The sequence below is a fragment of the Pantoea vagans genome (genome assembly GCF_001506165.1).
GTDB classification, from domain to species: Bacteria; Pseudomonadota; Gammaproteobacteria; order Enterobacterales; family Enterobacteriaceae; genus Pantoea; species Pantoea vagans_C.
Map to the genome: position 1 here is coordinate 4,093,952 of NZ_CP011427.1, position 20,990 is coordinate 4,114,941.

Genomic DNA, 20,990 nt, shown 5'->3' on the forward strand with positions numbered 1-20,990 from the left:
CTACAAACATCATGATAAAAACCTAAATGGAACCGGTTCCAAAAGAAAGCCACAGAGTGTGGATTTATGATCCTGCTCACGAAGTGAGCCAAAGGGAGGAGACTTAGCGTAGCGGCTGGCTGGAGCCGCGCACAATCAATTCACCGGAGAAAACCTGCTCGCTGATCGGCTGGTCATTGCCATCAATACGCGCAATCACTTGTTCCAGCGCGGCATAGCCAATTTGCCAGGTGGGCTGTTTCAGGGTGGTAATCCCGACACCCGCCAGTGCGGCCCACTCCAGCTCATCAAAGCCCAGCAGCCCGATGGTTTCGCCCCAGCGCAATTCAAGGCGCTGTAAAGCGCGCGCCACCTGCAGCGTCAATGCACCGTTGGCGGCAATGACGGCGCAGCGCTTCTCTTGATGACGTTGCTGGAAGGCGCGCAATACGCTTTCCATTTGTTCTGGTTGATGTAGCGGCACTTCGGCGTTTTCAGCCAGCACGTGCGCGCGTGTTTTGCAGGTGTGATGAAAAGCGGCCAGACGTTCACGACGGGTGTTGACGCTACCGAGTGGTTCGCTGAGGAACAGCAGGGCATCATAGCCATTATCCAACAGATGCTGCGTGGCAATATGCGACGCTTCAGGGTTATTCAGGCCCACCACATCGCAGGCAAAGTCAGGGATTTTGCGGTCAATCAGCACCATGGGCAGCATCGACTGCTGCAGGCGTTTCAGCACTTCTTCGTGCATACCGACGGCATTCACCACAATCCCCTCGACCTGATAGCTGCTCAGCAGTTGCAGGTAATACTGCTCACGGTCGACTTCGTTGTTGGTGTTACACATCAGCAGGGTGAAGCCCTGCGCACGGCAGGCTGCTTCAATGCCGCTCAACACATCCACCGAGTAGGGGTTGGTGATATCCGCAATAATCAGGCCAATCAGGCGCGTGCGTCCGCGCTTCAGGCCGCGTGCCATTTGGCTTGGACGATAATCAAGATCGGCGATGGCCTGTTCAATACGTGCTTTGAGATCGGGCGAGAGCACATTCACTTCGCCATTGAGGTAGCGGGAAACGCTGGTTTTACCGGTTTTTGCCGTACGGGCAACGTCACTGATTGTGGCTCGTGGCGGCCTGGTTTTCATTGCGGATACCTGAATAATTCAATCAGGCGAAGACTACCACAGCGCAGGCGTCACGCAATCATTGTGCGTCAGAAGTGAGGCGCAGCATCGGTTGCCACAGTGTTTGCAGGGTCTCGAGGGGCGCACCTTCGAGCAGTTGCAGCACCATCTCTGCCACGCGTTCGCCAATGCGCTGTTGCGATAATTGCAGAATGGCATTCACGGGCTCGTCAATAATCGAGTCGTGCGGCAGGCCGTCATAAACAAACAGCGGAATCGCTCGTGAGCCGCTCAGGCGTCCGGCCTGTTGCAGCGCAATCGCCGCGCCTTCGCCCAGCGGCGCGCAATCGGTGATGATTGCCTGAGGTGCGATGTCCTGCGACAGCCAGCGCTGCGTTTGCTGATAACCCGAGCGTCGGGTGACGGGCAGCGCCGCCAGCATGGTAGGCGCAATGGAGGGCTGGTGCTGGGTGAACGCATCCACAAAGCCCTGGCGACGATCGATAATGTAGGTACAGGGTTCGTCGCCCCCGAGATAGGCGAGACGCGTCCATCCCTGCTGCAGGCAGTGTTCGGCAGCTAACAGGGTGCCTGCATGGTTGTCGTAATCAAACCATGCGTAAGGCTGTGGGAGTTGGCTGCGACCCAGCGTCAGAAAGCGATACCCCTTTTGTTGCAGGCGTTCCAGGCGCAGATCGTGCGGCAGGGTGTGCGTCAAAATCAGCGCGTCAAGTGAGCCGCTGCGCAACATACGCATGACAGTTCGGTGCTGATCGTGCGGTTTATCCGGCAGAATCATCAGGTCGATTTCATGCAGCGCCAGGCGCTGATCGAGCGTTTGCAGCATTTCGCTGTAGTAGCTGTCATTGAGGGAGGCGGTGCTGACGGGAAAGACCAAGCCAATGGCGTTGGCTCGGCCGGTTTTTAAGCGACGGGCAGCATCATTAGGGCGATAGCCGCGCGAGGTGGCTTCATCTTCAATCCTTTTGCGCGTGGCTTCCGCCACATCATCATAGCCATTTAGCGCACGACTCACGGTAGTAACAGAGAGGCCGAGGGCCGCAGCAATGGCTTTTAGCGACATGATGAGATGTTCCACCGATCAATTTTTGATCACGCTAGCATAAAGTATTTTTCGGCTCTATCGGTTGACGATTATTGAGCGTTTTCTTACACAAAAAGCGCTAAATACCGCGCAAAAAAGCGCACAAACGCCGATCTGCAGTAGCAGACCGGCGACAGAATTAGCCCAGCGGACTGAGCGTAATCTCGACACGACGGTTTTGTGCTTTACCGGCTTCTGTGCTGTTGCTGGCAACTGGATTATCCGGGCCCATGCCTTGCGTACGCAGACGGTTCTGCGCCACACCTTGCAGAATCAGACCGCTGGCCACGCTTTCCGCACGCTGCTGTGACAATTTCATATTCAGCGCACGTGTGCCGGTGCTGTCGGTGAAGCCCACCACATTCACGGCGGTTTTTGGATACTCTTTGAGGACCATCGCCACGCCCGTCAGGGTGTTGGCGCCTGCCGGTTTTAAGTTGCTGCTGTTCGAGTCAAAGGTCACGTTGTTCGGCATATTCAGCACGATATTATCGCCCTGGCGCGTTACGCTGACGCCAGTACCGCGCATTTTATCGCGCAGTTTCGCTTCCTGCACATCCATGTAATAACCAACACCGCCGCCCAGTGCGGCACCGGATGCGGCACCAATCAGTGCCCCTTTACCGCGATCTTTCTTCGAGGATGACAACACACCCACGCCCGCACCCAGCACGGCACCCAGGCCCGCGCCGATGCCCGATTTACCGGCCTGTGATTCGCCGGTATAAGGATTGGTGGTACAACCCGACAGCGCCACGCTGCCGCTCAGTAACAAGGCCAGCGCCAAAACACGCTTATTCATTGGAAATCCCTCACAAAGTCAAACGGGGAAAATGCCCCAAACGGGGCTATTATGCCGTTCAATAATGGGGAAATACGTGAGGCCCAGTCTTAAAATGTAAAGATTTGCGTTAAAGATTATCGGGATGGCAGAAACAGCTGGTTTGATGATCGTTGATCAAGCCACAGGCCTGCAAAAAAGAGTGGCAGGTTGTGGGGCCGACGAATTTAAAACCACGCTTCTTTAGCGCTTTAGATAGCGCAATGGCAGGCTCAGAGGTGGTAGGGGCCAGTTTATAATCCGCGAAACGGTGTAAAATCGGCTGGTTATCGACAAATGCCCAGATAAAGCCTGAAAAGTCTACGCCCTCAGCCTCCAGCGCCAGCATCGCACGCGCATTATTGATTATCGCTTCCAGTTTGCCGCGATGGCGAATCAGCCCGCTATCCTGCAGCAAACGTTGCATATCAGCCTCATCCATCCGGGCGACAGCATGGGGGTCAAACTCATGGAAGGCGCGGCGGTAGTTTTCACGTTTTTTCAGCACGGTGATCCAGGACAATCCAGCCTGTTGTCCCTCAAGGCAGATCATCTCAAATAAGGCACGCTTATCAGTTTGCGGTACGCCCCACTCGTTATCGTGGTACGCCAGATAGAGCGGATCCTGTGTTACCCAGCCACAACGTTGCATTGCATCACTCCCTTAGCATGAGGAAAAAGCTGTTAATCTCTTGACGTATCTCAGAATCGATTAATAGTTAATCAAAGGGTGCCGATAATATACCTGTCATTTTTCGTGGAGCAGTTGCGTTGGCTGCACGGCAGATGATGACAGGTATCCATAACCTTAAAACCCGATCCCTTTCTGGCTCGTCAGGAGTCTTTCATGTTGCAGAAAAGTCAGCGGACAGGCCAGCACATTCGCATGCTGGCTTTTGGCGGTGTGTGGCTGTTATTTACGGCCATGTCTGCCAATGCCTGGGGCCAGGCCAGCGGGGATAATGTGCCGGATTACAACGCGATACTGGCGGAAAAGATTTCCAGTAATCGCCTGATGTTGACAGAAAATAACGACATCAGCTTGATGGATGCCGTGCTGAATTCACCGGATGAGGGCGCAATGGTGCTGCACAGTGAAACGGCCAGCGTGGGTAATGCGCCTTTCGCTAATCGCTATTCAGCGGGCTGGCAAATGCCAATGAGCCAGACGGTCAGCACCGGACCGGTGGCGCAATTTGCCGTAGATGACTCCCATCTGAGTTGCCCGAAGTGCGAATTTGTTGATGGCAATAACGCCGGGCATGTGGCGTCACTGGGCTGGCGCGTTGATTCCACACTTGGCTGGATTTCACCCTGGGCACAGGTTAGCTATAGCCATCAATTGAACTACGATAGCCCGCTAGCCACGCGCGATCGTCCTGAAGAAATCAATCAGGAGAGCCGCTGGGTGGATGTGAGCGTGGGCGCGAATGTCCCGTTGGGGCAAAATCTGGCGGCCTTTGCTTCTTTCTCTCAGACCGGTGCGGTGATCAGCGGTGAACAGTTTATTTACAGCCTCGGCGTCAGCGCCAGCTTCTAATTCCTGCGCGATCCGTCGCATTAAAACAGGTACACTGGCCGCTTAGTGCCGAAGCTGTACGCTAAATACTTCAGGTTAGTCAACGTCAGGTTTCTTCATGTCAGTTAAAATCTTATCTTCAACGCTGGTGGGGCTGGATGGCTTTTGCCAGGATCCGCTTGCCGTGTTGCAGCAGGCCGATAACGGTGTGCTGGCGGTGTTGCACAACAATGCGCCGGCATTTTATGCCATTACGCCGCAGCGCCTGGCGCACTTGCTGGCGCTGGAAGCCGCCGCGCAGCAGCCGAATGATGTCACCCTGGATGACAGCCTGTTTCATACCGATGCCGCGCCGATCAGTACGCCGGTGGGGAAATTCGCCCTGTATCAGGGCTGGCAGCCCGATCAGGATTTTCAGCGCCAGGCCGCCATTTGGGGCATCGCACTCAGCGAGCCGGTGACGGCTGCCGAGTTGGCGACTTTTGTTGCTTACTGGCAGGCGGAAGGCCGACTGTTTCATCATGTGCAGTGGCAGCAGAAACTGGCGCGCAGCGTGCAGATGAACCGTGCGGCCAACGGCGGACAGCCGAAGCGTGACGTAACCCAGGTCAGCAATACCAATTACGATATTCCCGATGGATTCCGAGGTGAGTGATGAAAACGCCGAACGATCTTTTCAGTCGCCTGAAAAAATTTATGCCTGCGGATGTGCAACCGAAATTTAAAAACGGTAAAGAGCTGCTGGCGTGGAATCAGGAGCAGGGCCGTCTGCGATCTGAAGCCATCGTGCGGGAAAACCGCGCCATGAAAATGCAGCGCATCATGGGGCGTTCCGGTATCCGTGAACTGCATATGAACTGCTCGTTCGACAACTACCGCGTTGAGAACGATGGCCAGCGCAAGGCGCTGGCTTTGGCGCGGGAATATGCCGCCGGATTCGACAACAGCATCGCCAGTTTTGTGTTCTCTGGCCGTCCCGGCACCGGTAAAAACCATCTGGCGGCGGCCATTGGTAACGATCTCATCCTGCGTGGCAAAAGCGTGCTGATTGTGACTGTGGCCGATTTGATGTCGAGCATGAAAGGCACCTTCAGTGGCGGCAGTGATATTACTGAAGAGCGTCTGCTGCAGGATCTCAGCCATGTGGATCTGCTGGTGATCGATGAGATCGGCATGCAGAGTGAGTCACGCTATGAAAAAGTGATCATTAACCAGATTGTTGATCGTCGTTCTTCTTCAAAACGGCCCACCGGCATGCTGTCCAATCTTGATCCTGCTGGGATGAACGGATTGCTGGGCGAACGCGTGATGGACCGTATGCGCCTTGGCACCAGTTTGTGGGTACGTTTCGACTGGGAAAGCTACCGTAGCCGCGTGCGCGGCGATGAGTATTGATTAGGTAAGCGCGCAATGAAAGCAGCCGGTAAAGGTCCCGCGTTACTGCGACTCAACAATCTTAAGCGGGTGATGACGCAACTGCGTACCACCCGCATCACCTCTCGCCAGGATCTGGCACTCGCGCTTCAGCTCAGCAAAAACACCGTTTCCCTGATTGTCGATGATTTATTGGCGCAAGGGCTGATCAATGAGCTCGGTCCGGTGAGCGTGGCTGCCGCCGGGCGGCCAAAAATCGAGATAGAGCTGCGCGCAGAAAAGCTGAAAAATGCTGGCATCATGGTGGAGCGCAACGCCATTCACTGGCGGGTCTGCGACTATTACTCTCAGGTGATTGCCGAACAGACCTGGCACTCCAACACGGCCGACCCTGCGCTGCTGCTGCAGGAGTTGGCGGAAGTGTGCCAGACACTGCACGCTGCTCATCCCGAGCTATTGGGCATCGCCGTGGGTTTCCCCGGCATCATCGATCCCCAGCGTGGTTGGGTGCACTTTTCTGCCCACCTTGACTGGCAGGATGTTGATGTACTCACACCGCTGAGCTGTGCCACCACTTTGCCGCTGCGCATTATGCACAACGTGAAAGCGGCGGCGCTGCTCTCGGTGCAGCAGCTTGACCTGGATAAATCACAAAGCCATTTCTACCTGCGCATTGGCGAAGGTGTCGGCGGCGCATTGGTTGAGCAAGGGGAAGTGTTTGTCGGCGGCAGCTGGACCGCCGGTGAGATTGGGCACATGCAGGTGCAGCCACAAGGTCTGCGCTGTAGCTGTGGTCGGTTAGGCTGTCTGGAAACGCTGGTCAGCCATCCGGCGATCCAGCAGCAGTTGGGACAACGTAAAACCGGTTTGCGCTGGCAAAACGCGGCGAGTGAACCGCAGATCGTTGATGAGGTGATGGCGTTAACCGGTCATCATGTGGGACACGCACTCAGTCATGTGATGCAGTTGGTGAATCCGGCCAGTATTATTATTGATGGGCCGTGGAATGCGCATCCTGCTTTTGTGCAGGCGGTGCAGCAAGCGGCACAGAATGGCACATTGGCATTTACCTTTAGCCATACTCAGCTGCATTTCCTGCCGCAGCGTATTGATCCCGCCAACGGTTTGGCGCTGGCGGTGATCGAGCAGTATGAGCGCGCGGTGAATTAATTGGATTGCGCAATCAATGCCGTGGGATATCAAACGACTCGCTGGCCTTGCTGGTGGTGGTGCTCTGCGGCAACTCCGCATCGACGTTAAACTTCTCCAGCACTAAGCCGTGGATTTTCTCCAGCGATACGCCGGCTGTTTCTGGCAGATAGCGGAAGGTGAAGAAGTACATACCCAGCGAGAAAATCGCGAACAGCAGCAGCGGGAAGCCGCCGTGGAACAGATCCAGTAACATCGGGCTGCTGTTCATAATTGGGAAGGTGCTGCTGATGACAAAGTTCGCCAGCGACATCGCACAGATGGAAATTCCCACGCAAATCGAACGAATCTCCGTCGGGAAGATTTCGCCCAGCACCGTCCAGACAATCTGACCCCAGGTCATGCCAAAGAAAATCATATATGCGAACAGACCCACCACCGCCAGTAAACCCGGCAGATGATAGAAGAAGGCGATAAACGAGTAAGCAAGGCAGACACAAGAGGTGATCGCGCCCAGCAACAGCAGTTTACGACGACCTATCTTATCAATCAGCATCATGCCTGCCAGCACGCCAATGAACTGACAAATCGACAGCCAGAAGGTTTGCAGCAGGGCCGAATCAGTACTGCCCGCAACGTTTTTCAGCAGCGTTGGACCAAAATACTGAATCACGTTGATGCCGCTGATCTGGTTACCCACGGCCAGACCAATACCGATCACCAGTAATGGGATGGTGGTTTTATCCAGACGCAGGCGCGCTTTATGCTGCTGCGCGGTCTTCTCAGAGAAGGAGTGTTTAATTTCATTGAACACGCTTTCGGCATGTTCGCGGTTGGAGATTTTGGTCAGGGTATCCAGTGCTTCATTGTATTTTCCCTTCAGCACGTTCCAGCGTGGTGACTCTGGAATAAAAGCGATGAAGAAAATAAACAGCGCACAAGGCACCAATGCGGTGGCCAGGATGTAACGCCAGCCCATGGCTATCATCGCTTCTGGCAGCATGGACTTGGTGATGAAGTAGTTCGTCAGCAACACTACCGACTGGCCGCCCACACAGCACACTGCATAGAGCGCGGTGGTGCGGCCACGAAATTTCGACGGTGACAGTTCAGCCAGATAGATGGGGGAGATCACCGAAGCCAGACCAATGGCTAATCCACCAATCATTCGGAACAGCACGAACACGGTGAAGTTGTGTGCGATGGCGGTGCCGATCACCGAAACGGTAAACAGTAATGCGGTGATAGCGAGGGACTTTTTACGGCCTAATTTATCGCTCAGGCGCGGGGCAATAAAACAACCCACTAAACTGCCGAGCAGAATATTCGAAACGGCCCAACCGGTCTCTGCGGGCGTCAGCTGGAAGTATTCGCTTAATGGTTCAATTGCACCGGAGATGATAGAAGAGTCATAACCCATTAACAGTCCGCCAAATGCCGCGACGGTACAGCAAAGGATGACGTACTTCATGTTGTAGCGTTTTTGCCTGGTATCCATTGTTATAGCCCCTTGTCTCTACAGCCTGAACGTTACGTGTTCAGAAAGAGGAGTGGTGTAGGTTATCGATGTTCAGCGTTATTCACTCGAGGTAATCATCATGGAATATATGTTCTAAATGATGGTTTTTGGATCATTTTTTCCGGAAAGTGTGAAGGAGGTTGCGAAAATTGCTGTTGGTCGTGATCTCGTCAGGGCCATAAATGGCTGAAATGATGGGTTTCTTATCAAATCGCTATAAAACAACATTGCATTTTTTGTTTTCTATTGAAAATGTCTGAAATTTTCATTCTGCAATTTCACGATAATTTTTCCTCATCATTGATACTGTGTGTTCGTTTCATTTTTTGGCGGGCAACGGGCATAATACGTTGATTGACAGGCCATCTTTGCGGACGTCGCAATGAAAACGCAGCGCATCACTCTGGACGATATTGCTACCCTGGCGGGCGTCACCAAAATGACGGTTAGCCGCTATTTACGCACGCCGGAAAAGGTCAAAACGGAAACGGCGGAGAAAATCGCTGGCGTGATTGCCGAAATCGGCTACATCCCCGATCCTGAAAACGCCGCCGTGGCGAACCAAAGCCAGCCGCGCATCGGTGTATTGATCCCTTCATTTAATAACCAAATCTTTGCCGATTTGCTGGCAGGCATTGAGTCCGTGACCAGTGCGCACGGTTATCAGACGCTGGTGGTCAACTATGACTACAACGCCCAGCGCGAAGAAGAGCAGATTGCTACCGTGCTGGCGTTCAATATTAAAGGGCTGATTCTGACGGAATCGGTGCACACCGTCCGCGCTGAGAAATACCTCAATGCCGCCAACATACCTGTGGCAGAAGTGATGGGCCTTACCGAGGCAAACGGGCGCATTAACGTGGGGTTTGATAACTATCGCGCAGGCTATGATATGACATCCATGTTGCTGGCCAGCGGCAAGCAGCGCGTCATCTACTTTGGTTCGATGTCCGATCGCCGTGATGAGCAGCGCTATGCGGGTTATCGTGATGCGGTAGAAGCGGCAGGTTTTCCGGCAGGGCGTATTGTGCCGAACAAGGTCTCTTCAGTATCGATTGGTACCGGCATGATGACGCTGGCGCGCCAGCTCTATCCGGAGATGGATGCCATTCTGTGTACCAATGATGATTTGGCGGTTGGGGTATTGCAGGAGTGCCAGGCCGCAGGTATTGCGGTCCCTCAGGCCATGGCGATTGCCGGTTTCCACGGACTTGATATCGGTCAGGCGACCACGCCACGCTTAGCCAGCGTGATCACCCCACGATTTGAGATGGGGAAAGTGGCGACCGAGATCGTGTTGAAAAAGATCAATCAGCAACCCACCATCGAACAGGTCAACCTGCATTACCGGCTTTCCATGGGTGCGACCATCTGAGATGAAACCGGTGCGCATTCAGGTGCAAACCGGGCACATAGGTAACACTTTAGACCGGGCACATGGGTAACAGTTATAAATTGGTATAGCAGAGGAGACTCACTATGCCCTGGACTGAGACTGTTACCATGCAACGCCTTCATTTCATCCTCGCCTGTCAGGCAGGCGAGAAATCCATGACCGAGCTTTGCCACCTTCACGGCATTAGTCGAAAAACCGGCTATAAATGGCTTAAGCGATTTAATGCTGAAGAGCTCTCCTCTGTTGAAAATCGCTCCCGTGCCCGTCTCACGCAGCCAGAAAAAATCCCTCCGGATATCGCCGGACAACTCGTCCTCTTTCGCCAGCAGCATCCCGACTGGGGGCCTAAAAAAATTCGCCACTGGTTCCTCAATAACAACGCTGACTTCATCGTTCCCGCGGCCAGCACGATAGGGGACCTTTTGAAAGAAGAAGGGCTGGTTTCTCCACGGATAAGGCGCAAGCGTACGCCGGGAAATCTGAACGAACTCACCGATGCGAACAGGAATAATCACGTCTGGAGCGCTGACTTTAAGGGCCGCTTTCGCCTGAAAGACGGCAGCTGGTGCCGCCCGTTCACCCTCACCGACAACCACAGCCGCTACCTCCTGTGCTGTGAGCCCGGCACGTCAGAGACCACGACATTCGTGCGTGGCTGTATGGAAGCCGCCTTCCGCGAAGGTGGACTCCCCGACATTATCCGCACCGATAACGGCTCTCCCTTCGTCGCGCCGGGCATCCTGGCGCTGACACAGTGGAGCGTGTGGCTGATGAAGTTGGGTATTAAAACAGAAAGAACCACGCCGGGATGTCCGGGGCAAAATGCCCGTCACGAGCGCATGCATCTCTCGATGAAGACCGCGATGAGCCACCATGATGTGTTTGGCTCGCTGTCGGAACAACGGGTGTGGTGTAACGGATGGCGTAATGAGTTCAATCGGGAGAAGCCGCATGAGGCTCATGGACAGGTACCGCCCGCAAAAATATGGGTGCCCTCACCGCGAAGTTGGGATGGAAAAGTGCCTGAGGTGAACTATCCGGAGGGGGCAAAGCTATATAAAGTCGGAGAAAAAGGTGACCTGAGCCTGAACGGGCGCACGTTCCTGAGTTCGGCATTACGGGGTGAGTACGTGAGGTTCCTGGAAGTGGATGACGGAGTTGACGTCATCCTCTTCGACAGGGTGATACTGGCGTATTATGACCGGGCAGAAAAAAGTATTATTCGAATCGACTGAGCACAAAAGTGTTACCTATGTGCCCGGTCTGATCTGTTACCCATGTGCCCGGTTGTACCTTCATGCGCACCAGCAAATTTTAACCAATCGCGCCCAGCGAATCTTCGTTACTCTGCTTCTTCGGCAACAGGAACAGTGTGGCGACAATATCCAGCAGATAAATCAGCGCCAGCAGCGTGATGGCCGCAGTAAACGAGATTTTTGCCGCCAGCAAGCCGATGACTAACGGGCCAAAGCCACCCACACCACGTCCCAGATTGAACAAAACGTTCTGCGCGGTGGCGCGTGCCTGTGGCGGGAAGGTGTCAGAGATCAGGGCACCGTAGCCGCCAATCATGCCATTCACAAACATCCCCATAATGGCCCCGGTAAACAGCATCACCGTAGGGTCACGCAGTTGCGCATACACCACCACCATGGCCACCGCACCAAACTGATACAGCAGGAAAATTTTCCAGCGCGCAAAACGATCGGCCAGCACGCCAAACAGCCAGATACCAAAGGTCATGCCGACCACGGTGACAGCTGTCCAGAGACCCGATTTGGTCAGACTGAAGCCAAAGCTGGATGACAGATAGCTTGGCATCCAAATCATCAAGCCGTAATAACCAAAGTTTTGCACCGAGCAGAGAATAAAGATGCCGAGGCTGGCTTTACTGGTGGCGCGATCGGCAAACAGCAGTTTGATGCGCGCGGCAAACGACAGCAGTGGGGTTTTCTCTACGTGTTGAGTAAAGCCCTCAGGCTCGCCCATACTGCGACGAATCACAAATGACACCAGTGCAGGCAGCAAACCCACCAGGAACATGCCGCGCCAGCCAATCACGCTCAACAGCGGCGGAGTGATAAACGCCGCCAGCAACACGCCGAGCTGCCAGCCAATGCCCACCCAGGCGGAGGCGCGATTGCGCTTCTCTTTCGGCCAGGCTTCGGCAATCAAAGCCATGCCGATACCAAACTCACCGCCCAAGCCCACGCCCGCCAGCGTGCGGTAAGCCAGTAAATCCCAGTACCCCTGTGCCACCGCACACAGCCCGGTAAACACGGAGAACATCAGAATCGTGACGGTGAGGATGCGAATGCGGCCATAGCGATCGCTGAGGTGGCCAAACACAATGCCGCCTATCACCGCACCAATCAGTGTCCAGGTGACCAGCGAACCGGCCTGAGAAGGATCGAGCGCCAGCGAGACGCTGATCGCCGGTAACATAAAGCCCAGAATAAGCAGATCAAATCCGTCCATCGCGTAGCCACTGATGGCGGCCAGCATCGCTTTAGCCGGTGTGACGGCATTTTTTTTTGGTTTTGCGGAAGACATGTAACAGCACCTGGCAGAAAAAAGTGCGCCAAGTATAAAGAGAGGAAATCGCGGAGACCAATCAGAAATGAAGATAGCTGCCTGTGTGCCACAGTGGCAACAGGCAGCCGAAACGGCAATTAAGAGGGTTTGTTGCTGCCGTCGTCGCCTGACAGCAGTTCATCCAGCTTGTCGCCGCCCACGTGACGGAAATCCTGACCTTTCACGAAATAGAAGATAATTTCGCAGATATTCTGGCAGCGGTCGCCGATACGCTCAATCGCACGGGCGCAGAACAGGGCAGTCAGTACGCTGGGGATGGTGCGTGGATCTTCCATCATGTAGGTCATCAGCTGGCGCACGATGCCTTCATACTCTTTATCCACTTTCTTGTCTTCGCGGTAGATCTTAATGGCTTCATTCAGATCCATACGCGCAAACGCATCCAGCACGTCGTGCAGCATTTGCACGGTGTGGCGGCCCAGAGACTCCAGGCTGACCAGCAACGGCAGGTGCTGCTGGCTGAACTTCTCCAGCGCCGTGCGGCTGATTTTTTCAGCCACGTCACCAATACGCTCCAGCTCAGAGATGGTCTTGATGATCGCCATCACCAGGCGCAAATCGCTGGCGGTAGGCTGGCGTTTGGCGATGATGCGCACGCAGGCTTCATCAATCTCCACTTCCATCATGTTGACCTTCTGGTCACCGTCGATCACGCGACGTGCCAGCTCGCCATCCTGATTGTGCATCGCGGTAATGGCATCGGTGAGCTGCTGCTCCACCATGCCACCCATGATCATCACCTGAGTGCGAATGTGTTCCAGCTCCGCGTTGAACTGACCGGAGATGTGTTTGTTCAGATTCAAATTGTCCATGTGCGTCTCCTGAATCAGCCGTAACGACCGGTGATGTAATCTTCGGTCTGCTTCTGTGCGGGCTTGGTAAACAGTGTATCGGTGTCGCTGAACTCAATCAGTTCGCCCAGATACATGAAAGCGGTATGGTCAGAACAACGCGCGGCTTGCTGCATGTTGTGCGTCACGATCACCACAGTGTAATCCTGCTTCAGCTCAGTGATCAGCTCTTCAATACGACCGGTAGAGATCGGGTCGAGTGCCGAGCATGGCTCATCCAGCAACAGCACTTCCGGGCGAATCGCGATGCCGCGTGCAATACACAGACGCTGCTGCTGGCCGCCGGAGAGACTGTAACCGCTCTGATGCAGCTTGTCTTTGGTTTCATTCCACAGCGCGGCTTTGGTCAGCGCCCACTGCACGCGTTCGTCCATATCGGCACGTGACAGTTTTTCAAACAGACGCACACCGAAGGCGATGTTGTCATAAATCGACATCGGGAACGGTGTTGGCTTCTGGAACACCATGCCCACGCGTGCGCGCAGCAGGGCGATGTCCTGACTGGAGGCCAGAATGTTGTCGCCATCCAACAGAATGTCACCTTCCGCACGCTGCTCAGGATAGAGCGAGTACATCTTGTTGAAGGTGCGCAGCAGGGTGGATTTACCACAGCCTGACGGTCCGATGAAGGCGGTGACCTGGTTCTTCGCGATATCCAGGTTAATGTTCTTCAGAGCGTGAAACTTACCGTAATAGAAGTTCAGATTGCGAACCTGAATTTTACCGGCAGAAGTCGTTGCCATACTCATTGCTCATCTCTCTTGTGCAGCGCCGCCGAAGCCGCGCCGGGGAATTAATGTTTGCCCTTGGCGAAAACAACACGCGCGACAATGTTCAGCAGCAGCACGCACAGGGTGATAATCAACACACCCGCCCACGCCAGACTTTGCCATTCGGCAAACGGGCTCATGGCGAATTTGAAGATGGTCACCGGCAAGTTCGCGATGGGCTGCATCATGTCGGTGCTCCAGAACTGGTTCGACAGCGCGGTAAACAGCAGCGGTGCCGTTTCACCCGCAATACGCGCGACGGCCAGCAGGACACCGGTAATGATGCCGGATACCGAGGCTTTCAGCGTGATGGCGGAAATCATCTTCCACTTTGGCGTACCCAGCGCATAAGCCGCTTCACGCATGCTGTCTGGCACCAGACGCAGCATGTTTTCTGACGTACGGATAACGATTGGAATCTGCAAAAGTGCCAGTGCCACTACGCCCGCCCAGCCAGAGAAGTGCTGCATCTGCGCAACCACGATGGTGTAAACGAACAAACCGACCACAATCGAGGGCGCTGACAACAGGATGTCGTTGATGAAGCGAATCACTTCCGCTAACCAGTGCTTGCGGCCATATTCAGCCAGATAGATGCCTGCCATGATCCCCAGCGGCGTACCAATCACCGTTGACCACAGAATCAGTAATCCACTGCCGGCCAGGGCGTTGGCTAAACCACCGCCTGCGGTGTTCGGTGGCGGCGTTGATTCTGTAAATAACGACCAGCTCAGGCCATCAATACCTTTGGTGACGGTAGTGAACAAAATCCAAATCAGCCAGAACAGGCCGAAGGCCATGGTCAGCATGGATAACGTCAGGGCAACTTTATTCTTGGCGCTGCGTCGCGCCTGCATTTTACGACGCGACGCTTCCAGCTCAGCACGTGCGTGCATTTCGATAGCGGTCATGAACGGGCTCCTTCACTCTTCGCCAGACGCAGGATCATCAGTTTGGAGATCGCCAGCACGATAAAGGTAATCACGAACAGGATCAGACCCAGTTCCATCAGTGCCGCTACGTGAACGCCCGATTCGGCTTCTGCAAACTCGTTCGCCAGCGCGGAGGTAATACTGTTGCCCGGCATAAACAGCGAGGCGCTGTCGAGCTGGTAAGTGTTACCGATGATAAAGGTTACGGCCATGGTTTCACCCAGTGCACGACCTAAGCCAAGCATCACACCACCGATGACCCCGTTTTTGGTGAACGGCAGCACGATGCGCCAGATCACTTCCCACGTAGTGCAACCAATGCCGTAGGCGGACTCTTTCATCATCACCGGCGTCTGCTCAAACACATCACGCATCACCGATGCAATGTACGGAATGATCATGATGGCGAGGATCACGCCGGCGGCCAGGATACCGATACCGAATGCCGGGCCTGAGAACAGGGCACCCACAAACGGAATGTTCGACATGATGTTGCCGACCGGTGTCTGGAAGTACTCAGCGAACAGCGGGGCGAAGATAAACAGGCCCCACATGCCGTAAACGATACTGGGGATCGCGGCCAGCAGCTCAATTGCCGTGCCCAGCGGGCGACGTAACCAGTTGGGCGCCAGTTCCGTCAGGAACAGCGCAATACCGAAGCTCACCGGCACAGCGATGATCAGGGCAATAAGTGAGGTGACGAGGGTGCCGTAAATCGGTACCAGCGCACCAAATTGTTCATTTGGCGCATCCCAGGTTTTGGTCCATAAGAAGGAAAAACCAAATTTCTGGATGCTTGGCCAAGAGGAGAAAATCAGGGAGACGATAATGCCACCCATCAACAACAACACGATAAGCGCGGAAAGTTTCACCAGCGCGCCAAAAATCATGTCACCTTGTTTACCTGGGGCTTTGAACGTCGGCTTAGTGGCAGCCATAAGTTTCTCGGTTCTCAGAGGAAGTTCAGGGCGGCATTTTATGCCGCCCATCGGGGTGGGTCAGCCAGGTGGGCTGACCGGGTCATTCGCTTACTTGTAAATCGCTTTGCCGGCGCTGTCTTTGATGTTCGCTTTCCAGGCAGTACGAATCTGGTTAGCCACGCTTTCTGGCAGTGCAGCGTAGTCCAGTGAGGTTGCAGTTTTGCTGCCGCCTTTGTAAGCCCAGTCGAAGAACTTCAGCACTTCAGCACCCTTCTCAGCATTCGCCTGATCTTTGTAAATCAGGATGAATGTGGTTGAGGTGATCGGCCATGCGTCGTTGCCTTTCTGGAAGGTCAGGTCTTGAGCGAAAGATTCGCTCCAGTTTGCGCCTTTCGCTGCATTCGCAAAGCTGGCTTCGCTTGGTGCAACTGATTTGCCGTCTGCATCAACCAGTTTGGTATAAGTCAGGTTGTTCTGCTTAGCATACGCATATTCTACGTAGCCAATTGAACCCGGCAGGCGCTGTACGAAGGCTGCAACGCCATCGTTACCTTTACCGCCCAGACCGGTTGGCCAGTTAACGGTGTTGCCTTTACCAATTTTGCTGTTCCAGTCTGAGTTAACTTTAGACAGGTAGCTGGTGAACACGAAAGAAGTACCTGAACCATCAGCACGGCGAACCACGTTGATGTTGGTGTCTGGCAGTTTCACACCTGGGTTCAGTTTAGTGATCGCCGGGTCGTTCCACTTTTTGATGTTACCCAGGTAGATGTCACCCACAGTTTTGCCGTCGAGGGTCAATTCACCTGATTTCACACCTGGGATGTTAACGGCCAGCACCACACCACCGATAACGGTAGGGAACTGGAACAGACCATTTTTTTCCAGATCGGCATCAGCCATCGGCGCATCAGACGCACCGAAATCAACGGTTTTAGCGATGATCTGCTTCACGCCGCCTGAAGAACCAATACCCTGATAGTTGATTTTGCTACCGGTGGCTTGCTGGTATTCTGCTGCCCACTTGGCATAAACCGGTGCCGGGAATGTACCGCCAGCGCCAGTCAGATCGGTGGCTGCAAAAGCAGATACCGCGCTTACTGCGAAGGTGGCGGCGAGGATTCGGGCTACGGATGTACGCATCAGTGTCATGTTCCCTCCAGGGGATTTAAAAAAAATCAGGCTCAATGCCATTTTAGTTGGAGTCAGTGATTGCTGCTGGAGGGAAAATAGGACAGTTTGATGACAGTGAAATGTACGAAATATGACAGTTATATGACATCGTTTAAAAAGCAAGCGGGCCCATTGCAGACCCGCTCTTTTTACTGATTATTCAACGGTAACCGATTTCGCCAGGTTACGCGGCTGGTCAACGTCGGTGCCTTTGATCAGCGCAACATGATATGAAAGCAGCTGCAAAGGAACGGTATAGAAGATCGGTGCAATCACTTCTTCAACGTGCGGCAGAGAGATAATTTTCATGCCATCACTGTCCGTAAAGCCGGCATCCTGATCGGCAAACACATACAGCAGACCGCCGCGTGCGCGTACCTCTTCAATGTTGGATTTCAGCTTCTCCAGCAGCTCGTTATTCGGTGCAACGACGATCACCGGCATATCGGCATCAATCAGCGCCAGCGGGCCGTGTTTCAGCTCTCCGGCCGCGTAGGCTTCAGCATGAATATAGGAGATCTCTTTCAGCTTCAGCGCGCCTTCCATGGCGATTGGGTACTGATCGCCACGGCCAAGGAACAGCGCGTGATGCTTGTCGGAGAATCCTTCAGCCAGGCTCTCAATCACCTTATCCTGTGCCAGCATCTGCTCGATACGGCTCGGCAATGCCTGCAGCGCATGCACAATCTCATGCTCGGTTTCCGGCTTCATGCCGTGCAGTCGGCCAAGTTTCGCCACCAGCATCAGCAACACCACCAGCTGCGTGGTAAATGCTTTGGTCGAGGCGACACCGATTTCAGTACCGGCTTTGGTCATCAGCGCCAGATCCGATTCACGCACCAGTGAAGAACCGGCAACGTTACAGATAGCCAGCGAGCCAAGATAACCCAACTCTTTCGACAGGCGCAGGGCAGCCAGCGTGTCAGCCGTCTCACCCGATTGCGACAGGGTGATCAGCAGGCTGTTTTTACGCACGGCGGATTTGCGGTAGCGGAATTCAGAGGCGATCTCTACATCGCAAGGGATGTTGGCCAGCGACTCGAACCAGTAACGTGACACCATCCCGGAGTTATATGAGGTGCCGCAGGCGATAATCTGGATGTGCTCAACCTGGCTCAGCAACGCTTCGGCATTGGCACCCAGTTCGCTGAGATCGATTTGCCCGTGATTAAAACGACCGGTGATGGTGTTTTTAATCGCGTTTGGCTGCTCGTAGATCTCTTTCTGCATGTAGTGGCGATAGGCGCCTTTATCACCGGCATCGTACTGCGCAGTGGATTCGATTTCCGCGCGCTTCGCGGGTTTACCATCACGATCGATAATGGTGACTTCGCGGCGGGTAATCTCGGCGATATCGCCCTCTTCCAGATACATAAAGCGGCGGGTCACCGGCAGCAGGGCCAGCTGATCGGAGGCGATAAAGTTTTCACCCACGCCGCGGCCAATCACCAGCGGGCTGCCGGAACGGGCGGCCACCAGCACAGAGGGATCGCGGCTGTCCATGATCACCATGCCATAGGCACCGCGCAGTTGCGGAATAACGCGCAACACCACTTCGCGCAATGTGCCGCCCTGCTTCTGCTCCCAGTGCACCAGATGCGCGACCACTTCGGTATCGGTTTCTGAAGCGAAGCTGTAACCACGTTCGATCATCTGGGCGCGCAGTGGCTCATGGTTCTCAATGATGCCGTTATGCACAATGATGATGTGCTCAGAGATATGCGGATGCGCATTGGCTTCTGACGGCTCGCCGTGTGTTGCCCAACGCGTGTGCGCGATACCGGTACCGCCAATCAGCGGTTGCTGTTCAGCCGCTTCTGCCAGATTCGCCACTTTACCCAGACGACGCAGACGCGTCATGTGGCCCTGACGGTCAACCACTGCCAGACCAGCAGAGTCATAACCGCGATATTCAAGACGACGCAGACCTTCCAGCAGAATTTCTGCGATGTCACGCTGCGCTACTGCACCAACAATTCCACACATAATAATTTCCTGACTTCATGGCTTTCGGCCATTGCGTTGTCTTTTTGACCTGATTTTCCCCGAGCCTTGTAGAGAGTGGGGGATCTACCCTTCATACTTCAAATTTCAGGTGCGTTGGCTACGTGCATTCACCTCAGTCACTTACTTCAGTAAGCTCCTGAGGATTCATGCACTTGCCGCCTTCCTGAAACTCGAATTATTTCGGGTAGCTTTTTCTCACAAGCTGATCTTTGCCAGCCCTTAAAATTTATTTCTTCTTAACCGGACGCTGCCAGCCAGACTTCTGATTTTGTTCTTTACGGTTATAGACCAGATCGTCAGCCAACACGTCTTTCATGACCGTGGTGCCTGCTGCAATAGTGGCACCCGCCGCGACCGTAACCGGCGCGACCAGTTGTGTATCGGAGCCAACAAACACGTTATCACCGATAATAGTTTTCGATTTATTGGCGCCATCGTAGTTACAGGTAATGGTGCCTGCACCGATGTTCACGCCCGCGCCAATCTCCGCGTCCCCGAGATAAGAAAGATGACCGGCTTTAGATCCTTTGCCCAGGGTGGCTTTTTTCATCTCAACGAAATTGCCGACGTGTGCCTCTTCCGCCAACTCACTGCCGGGACGCAGACGCGCAAAGGGTCCAACCGTACAAGCGGCGGCCAGCGTGGCATCTTCAATAACGGAATAGGGGCTGATTTCGCAGTCATCAGCGAGCGTGCTGTTTTTGATGATGCACCCAGCGCCTATCTTGACGCGGTTGCCCAGCGTGACACGGCCATCAATGATGACGTTGGTATCGATCTCCACATCACGACCATGTTGCAGAGTGCCGCGCAGATCGAAACGAGCTGGATCGCGCAGCATCACGCCCGCCAGCAGCAGTTTTTCTGCCTGCTCGCTTTGGTAGGCGCGTTCCAGCGTCGCCAGTTGCAGGCGGTTGTTCACGCCATCGGTTTCACTGATACGAGCCGGATGGACGGCATTGATCACGCGACCTTCATGGTGCGCCATCGCAATGATATCGGTGATGTAGAATTCACCCTGCGCATTATTGTTATCGAGCTTGGCCAACCAGCGCTTGAGATCCCCGCCATTGGCAATCAGGATGCCGGTGTTGATCTCAGGGATTTTAAGCTGCTCGGCTGAGGCATCTTTCTGCTCGATAATTCCGGTGACGGTGCCGTTTTCACGCACGATGCGGCCATAGCCGGTTGGATTATCCAGCACCACCGTCAGCAGACCAATGCCGCCTTCCGGCTTAGCCTCGCGCAGGCGCTGCAATGTCGGCTGGGAGATCAGCGGCACATCGCCATACAGCATCAGGATATCTTCGTCATCGGCAAAGAACGGTGCCGCCTGCTGCATCGCATGGCCCGTACCGAGTTGCTCTGCCTGCAGTACCCAGTTCAGGCTGTTGTGTGCCAGCTTCTCTTGTAGCAGATCGCCACCGTGGCCATAGACCAGATGCACATGCTGAGCGCCAAGGCCGGTTGCTGCATCGATCACGTGCTGAACCATCGGTTTACCTGCCAGGGTATGCAACACTTTTGGCAGATCGGAATACATTCGGGTGCCTTTGCCAGCGGCCAGGATCACCACACTCATTGCGCTTGTAGACATAACTATCCAGACTCAATTTATCTTTCGAAAGTGTAAGGTTTACCTCTGAGATTACTACATTTTTCTCGGGGCGAAATTAGCGGATAAAGATGAAAGGGGCGAGACCGTGCGGGTGGCCGCCATAAAGGGCAATCCGGCAACGCTGTTACACGACT

The 20,990-nt window shown here is 54.4% G+C and carries 19 protein-coding genes; 6 read left to right on the plus strand and 13 right to left on the minus strand.

The features are described from left to right. Window positions 1–103 precede the first annotated feature (103 nt). The 4 genes from LK04_RS18905 to LK04_RS18920 form a co-directional block, all read right to left on the minus strand. Entirely contained in the window at window positions 104–1,129 is a 1,026-nt protein-coding gene (locus LK04_RS18905) for a LacI family DNA-binding transcriptional regulator (protein ID WP_039332063.1), read from the minus strand. 58 nt (window positions 1,130–1,187) lie between these two features. Further along, the gene (locus LK04_RS18910) at window positions 1,188–2,192 is read right to left on the minus strand and encodes a LacI family DNA-binding transcriptional regulator (RefSeq protein ID WP_039332065.1); all 1,005 of its coding nucleotides are present in this window, start codon (window positions 2,190–2,192) and stop codon (window positions 1,188–1,190) included. A gap of 160 nt (window positions 2,193–2,352) precedes the next feature. Beyond that, window positions 2,353–3,015, minus strand: coding sequence for an OmpA family lipoprotein (locus tag LK04_RS18915; protein ID WP_039332068.1), 663 nt, complete (start codon window positions 3,013–3,015; stop codon window positions 2,353–2,355). 109 nt (window positions 3,016–3,124) lie between these two features. After that, window positions 3,125–3,685, minus strand: a complete 561-nt coding sequence (locus tag LK04_RS18920) for a DNA-3-methyladenine glycosylase I (RefSeq protein ID WP_039332070.1) — start codon at window positions 3,683–3,685, stop codon at window positions 3,125–3,127. 195 nt (window positions 3,686–3,880) lie between these two features. On the opposite strand from LK04_RS18920, the gene LK04_RS18925 reads away from it, so the two are divergent. The 4 genes from LK04_RS18925 to LK04_RS18940 all read left to right on the plus strand — a co-directional run bounded on the left by LK04_RS18925 (window position 3,881) and on the right by LK04_RS18940 (window position 7,096). Next, complete coding sequence (locus tag LK04_RS18925; protein WP_039332072.1) at window positions 3,881–4,573, plus strand: autotransporter domain-containing protein; 693 nt, start codon at window positions 3,881–3,883, stop codon at window positions 4,571–4,573. A gap of 97 nt (window positions 4,574–4,670) precedes the next feature. Further along, entirely contained in the window at window positions 4,671–5,207 is a 537-nt protein-coding gene (gene dnaT / locus LK04_RS18930) for a primosomal protein DnaT (RefSeq protein WP_039332074.1), read from the plus strand. Next, the gene (dnaC, locus tag LK04_RS18935) at window positions 5,207–5,947 is read left to right on the plus strand and encodes a DNA replication protein DnaC (protein WP_039332076.1); all 741 of its coding nucleotides are present in this window, start codon (window positions 5,207–5,209) and stop codon (window positions 5,945–5,947) included. The genes dnaT and dnaC overlap by 1 nt, the downstream gene beginning before the upstream one ends. 15 nt (window positions 5,948–5,962) lie before the next feature. After that, complete coding sequence (locus LK04_RS18940; RefSeq protein ID WP_039332079.1) at window positions 5,963–7,096, plus strand: ROK family protein; 1,134 nt, start codon at window positions 5,963–5,965, stop codon at window positions 7,094–7,096. A 13-nt stretch (window positions 7,097–7,109) separates the two neighbouring features. Here LK04_RS18940 and LK04_RS18945 read toward each other — a convergent pair whose 3' ends face one another. Continuing rightward, window positions 7,110–8,573, minus strand: coding sequence for a sugar porter family MFS transporter (locus LK04_RS18945; RefSeq protein ID WP_039332081.1), 1,464 nt, complete (start codon window positions 8,571–8,573; stop codon window positions 7,110–7,112). A 403-nt stretch (window positions 8,574–8,976) separates the two neighbouring features. On the opposite strand from LK04_RS18945, the gene LK04_RS18950 reads away from it, so the two are divergent. After that, window positions 8,977–9,969: a LacI family DNA-binding transcriptional regulator gene (locus LK04_RS18950; protein WP_039332083.1), complete on the plus strand. Its 993-nt coding sequence runs from the start codon at window positions 8,977–8,979 to the stop codon at window positions 9,967–9,969. A 104-nt stretch (window positions 9,970–10,073) separates the two neighbouring features. Beyond that, a complete protein-coding gene (locus tag LK04_RS18955; RefSeq protein WP_059109794.1) occupies window positions 10,074–11,225 on the plus strand; it encodes a DDE-type integrase/transposase/recombinase in 1,152 nt (383 codons plus the stop codon). A gap of 79 nt (window positions 11,226–11,304) precedes the next feature. Here the strand turns inward: LK04_RS18955 and LK04_RS18960 are convergent, their stop codons facing one another. The 8 genes from LK04_RS18960 to glmU form a co-directional block, all read right to left on the minus strand. Continuing rightward, the gene (locus tag LK04_RS18960) at window positions 11,305–12,543 is read right to left on the minus strand and encodes an MFS transporter (RefSeq protein ID WP_039333019.1); all 1,239 of its coding nucleotides are present in this window, start codon (window positions 12,541–12,543) and stop codon (window positions 11,305–11,307) included. A gap of 119 nt (window positions 12,544–12,662) precedes the next feature. Beyond that, a complete protein-coding gene (gene phoU / locus LK04_RS18965; protein WP_038643963.1) occupies window positions 12,663–13,397 on the minus strand; it encodes a phosphate signaling complex protein PhoU in 735 nt (244 codons plus the stop codon). Window positions 13,398–13,411: 14 nt separating this feature from the next. Further along, complete coding sequence (pstB, locus tag LK04_RS18970; RefSeq protein WP_039333017.1) at window positions 13,412–14,185, minus strand: phosphate ABC transporter ATP-binding protein PstB; 774 nt, start codon at window positions 14,183–14,185, stop codon at window positions 13,412–13,414. Between the two features lie 44 nt (window positions 14,186–14,229). After that, on the minus strand, window positions 14,230–15,117 hold the full coding sequence (gene pstA / locus LK04_RS18975) for a phosphate ABC transporter permease PstA (RefSeq protein WP_039333015.1): 888 nt from the start codon (window positions 15,115–15,117) through the stop codon (window positions 14,230–14,232). Then, complete coding sequence (pstC, locus tag LK04_RS18980; RefSeq protein ID WP_039333012.1) at window positions 15,114–16,076, minus strand: phosphate ABC transporter permease PstC; 963 nt, start codon at window positions 16,074–16,076, stop codon at window positions 15,114–15,116. The genes pstA and pstC overlap by 4 nt, the downstream gene beginning before the upstream one ends. 90 nt (window positions 16,077–16,166) lie before the next feature. After that, entirely contained in the window at window positions 16,167–17,210 is a 1,044-nt protein-coding gene (gene pstS, locus LK04_RS18985; protein ID WP_039333010.1) for a phosphate ABC transporter substrate-binding protein PstS, read from the minus strand. A 177-nt stretch (window positions 17,211–17,387) separates the two neighbouring features. Further along, entirely contained in the window at window positions 17,388–19,217 is a 1,830-nt protein-coding gene (gene glmS, locus LK04_RS18990) for a glutamine--fructose-6-phosphate transaminase (isomerizing) (protein ID WP_039333008.1), read from the minus strand. Window positions 19,218–19,464: 247 nt separating this feature from the next. Next, entirely contained in the window at window positions 19,465–20,835 is a 1,371-nt protein-coding gene (glmU, locus tag LK04_RS18995) for a bifunctional UDP-N-acetylglucosamine diphosphorylase/glucosamine-1-phosphate N-acetyltransferase GlmU (RefSeq protein WP_039333006.1), read from the minus strand. Window positions 20,836–20,990: the final 155 nt, after the last annotated feature.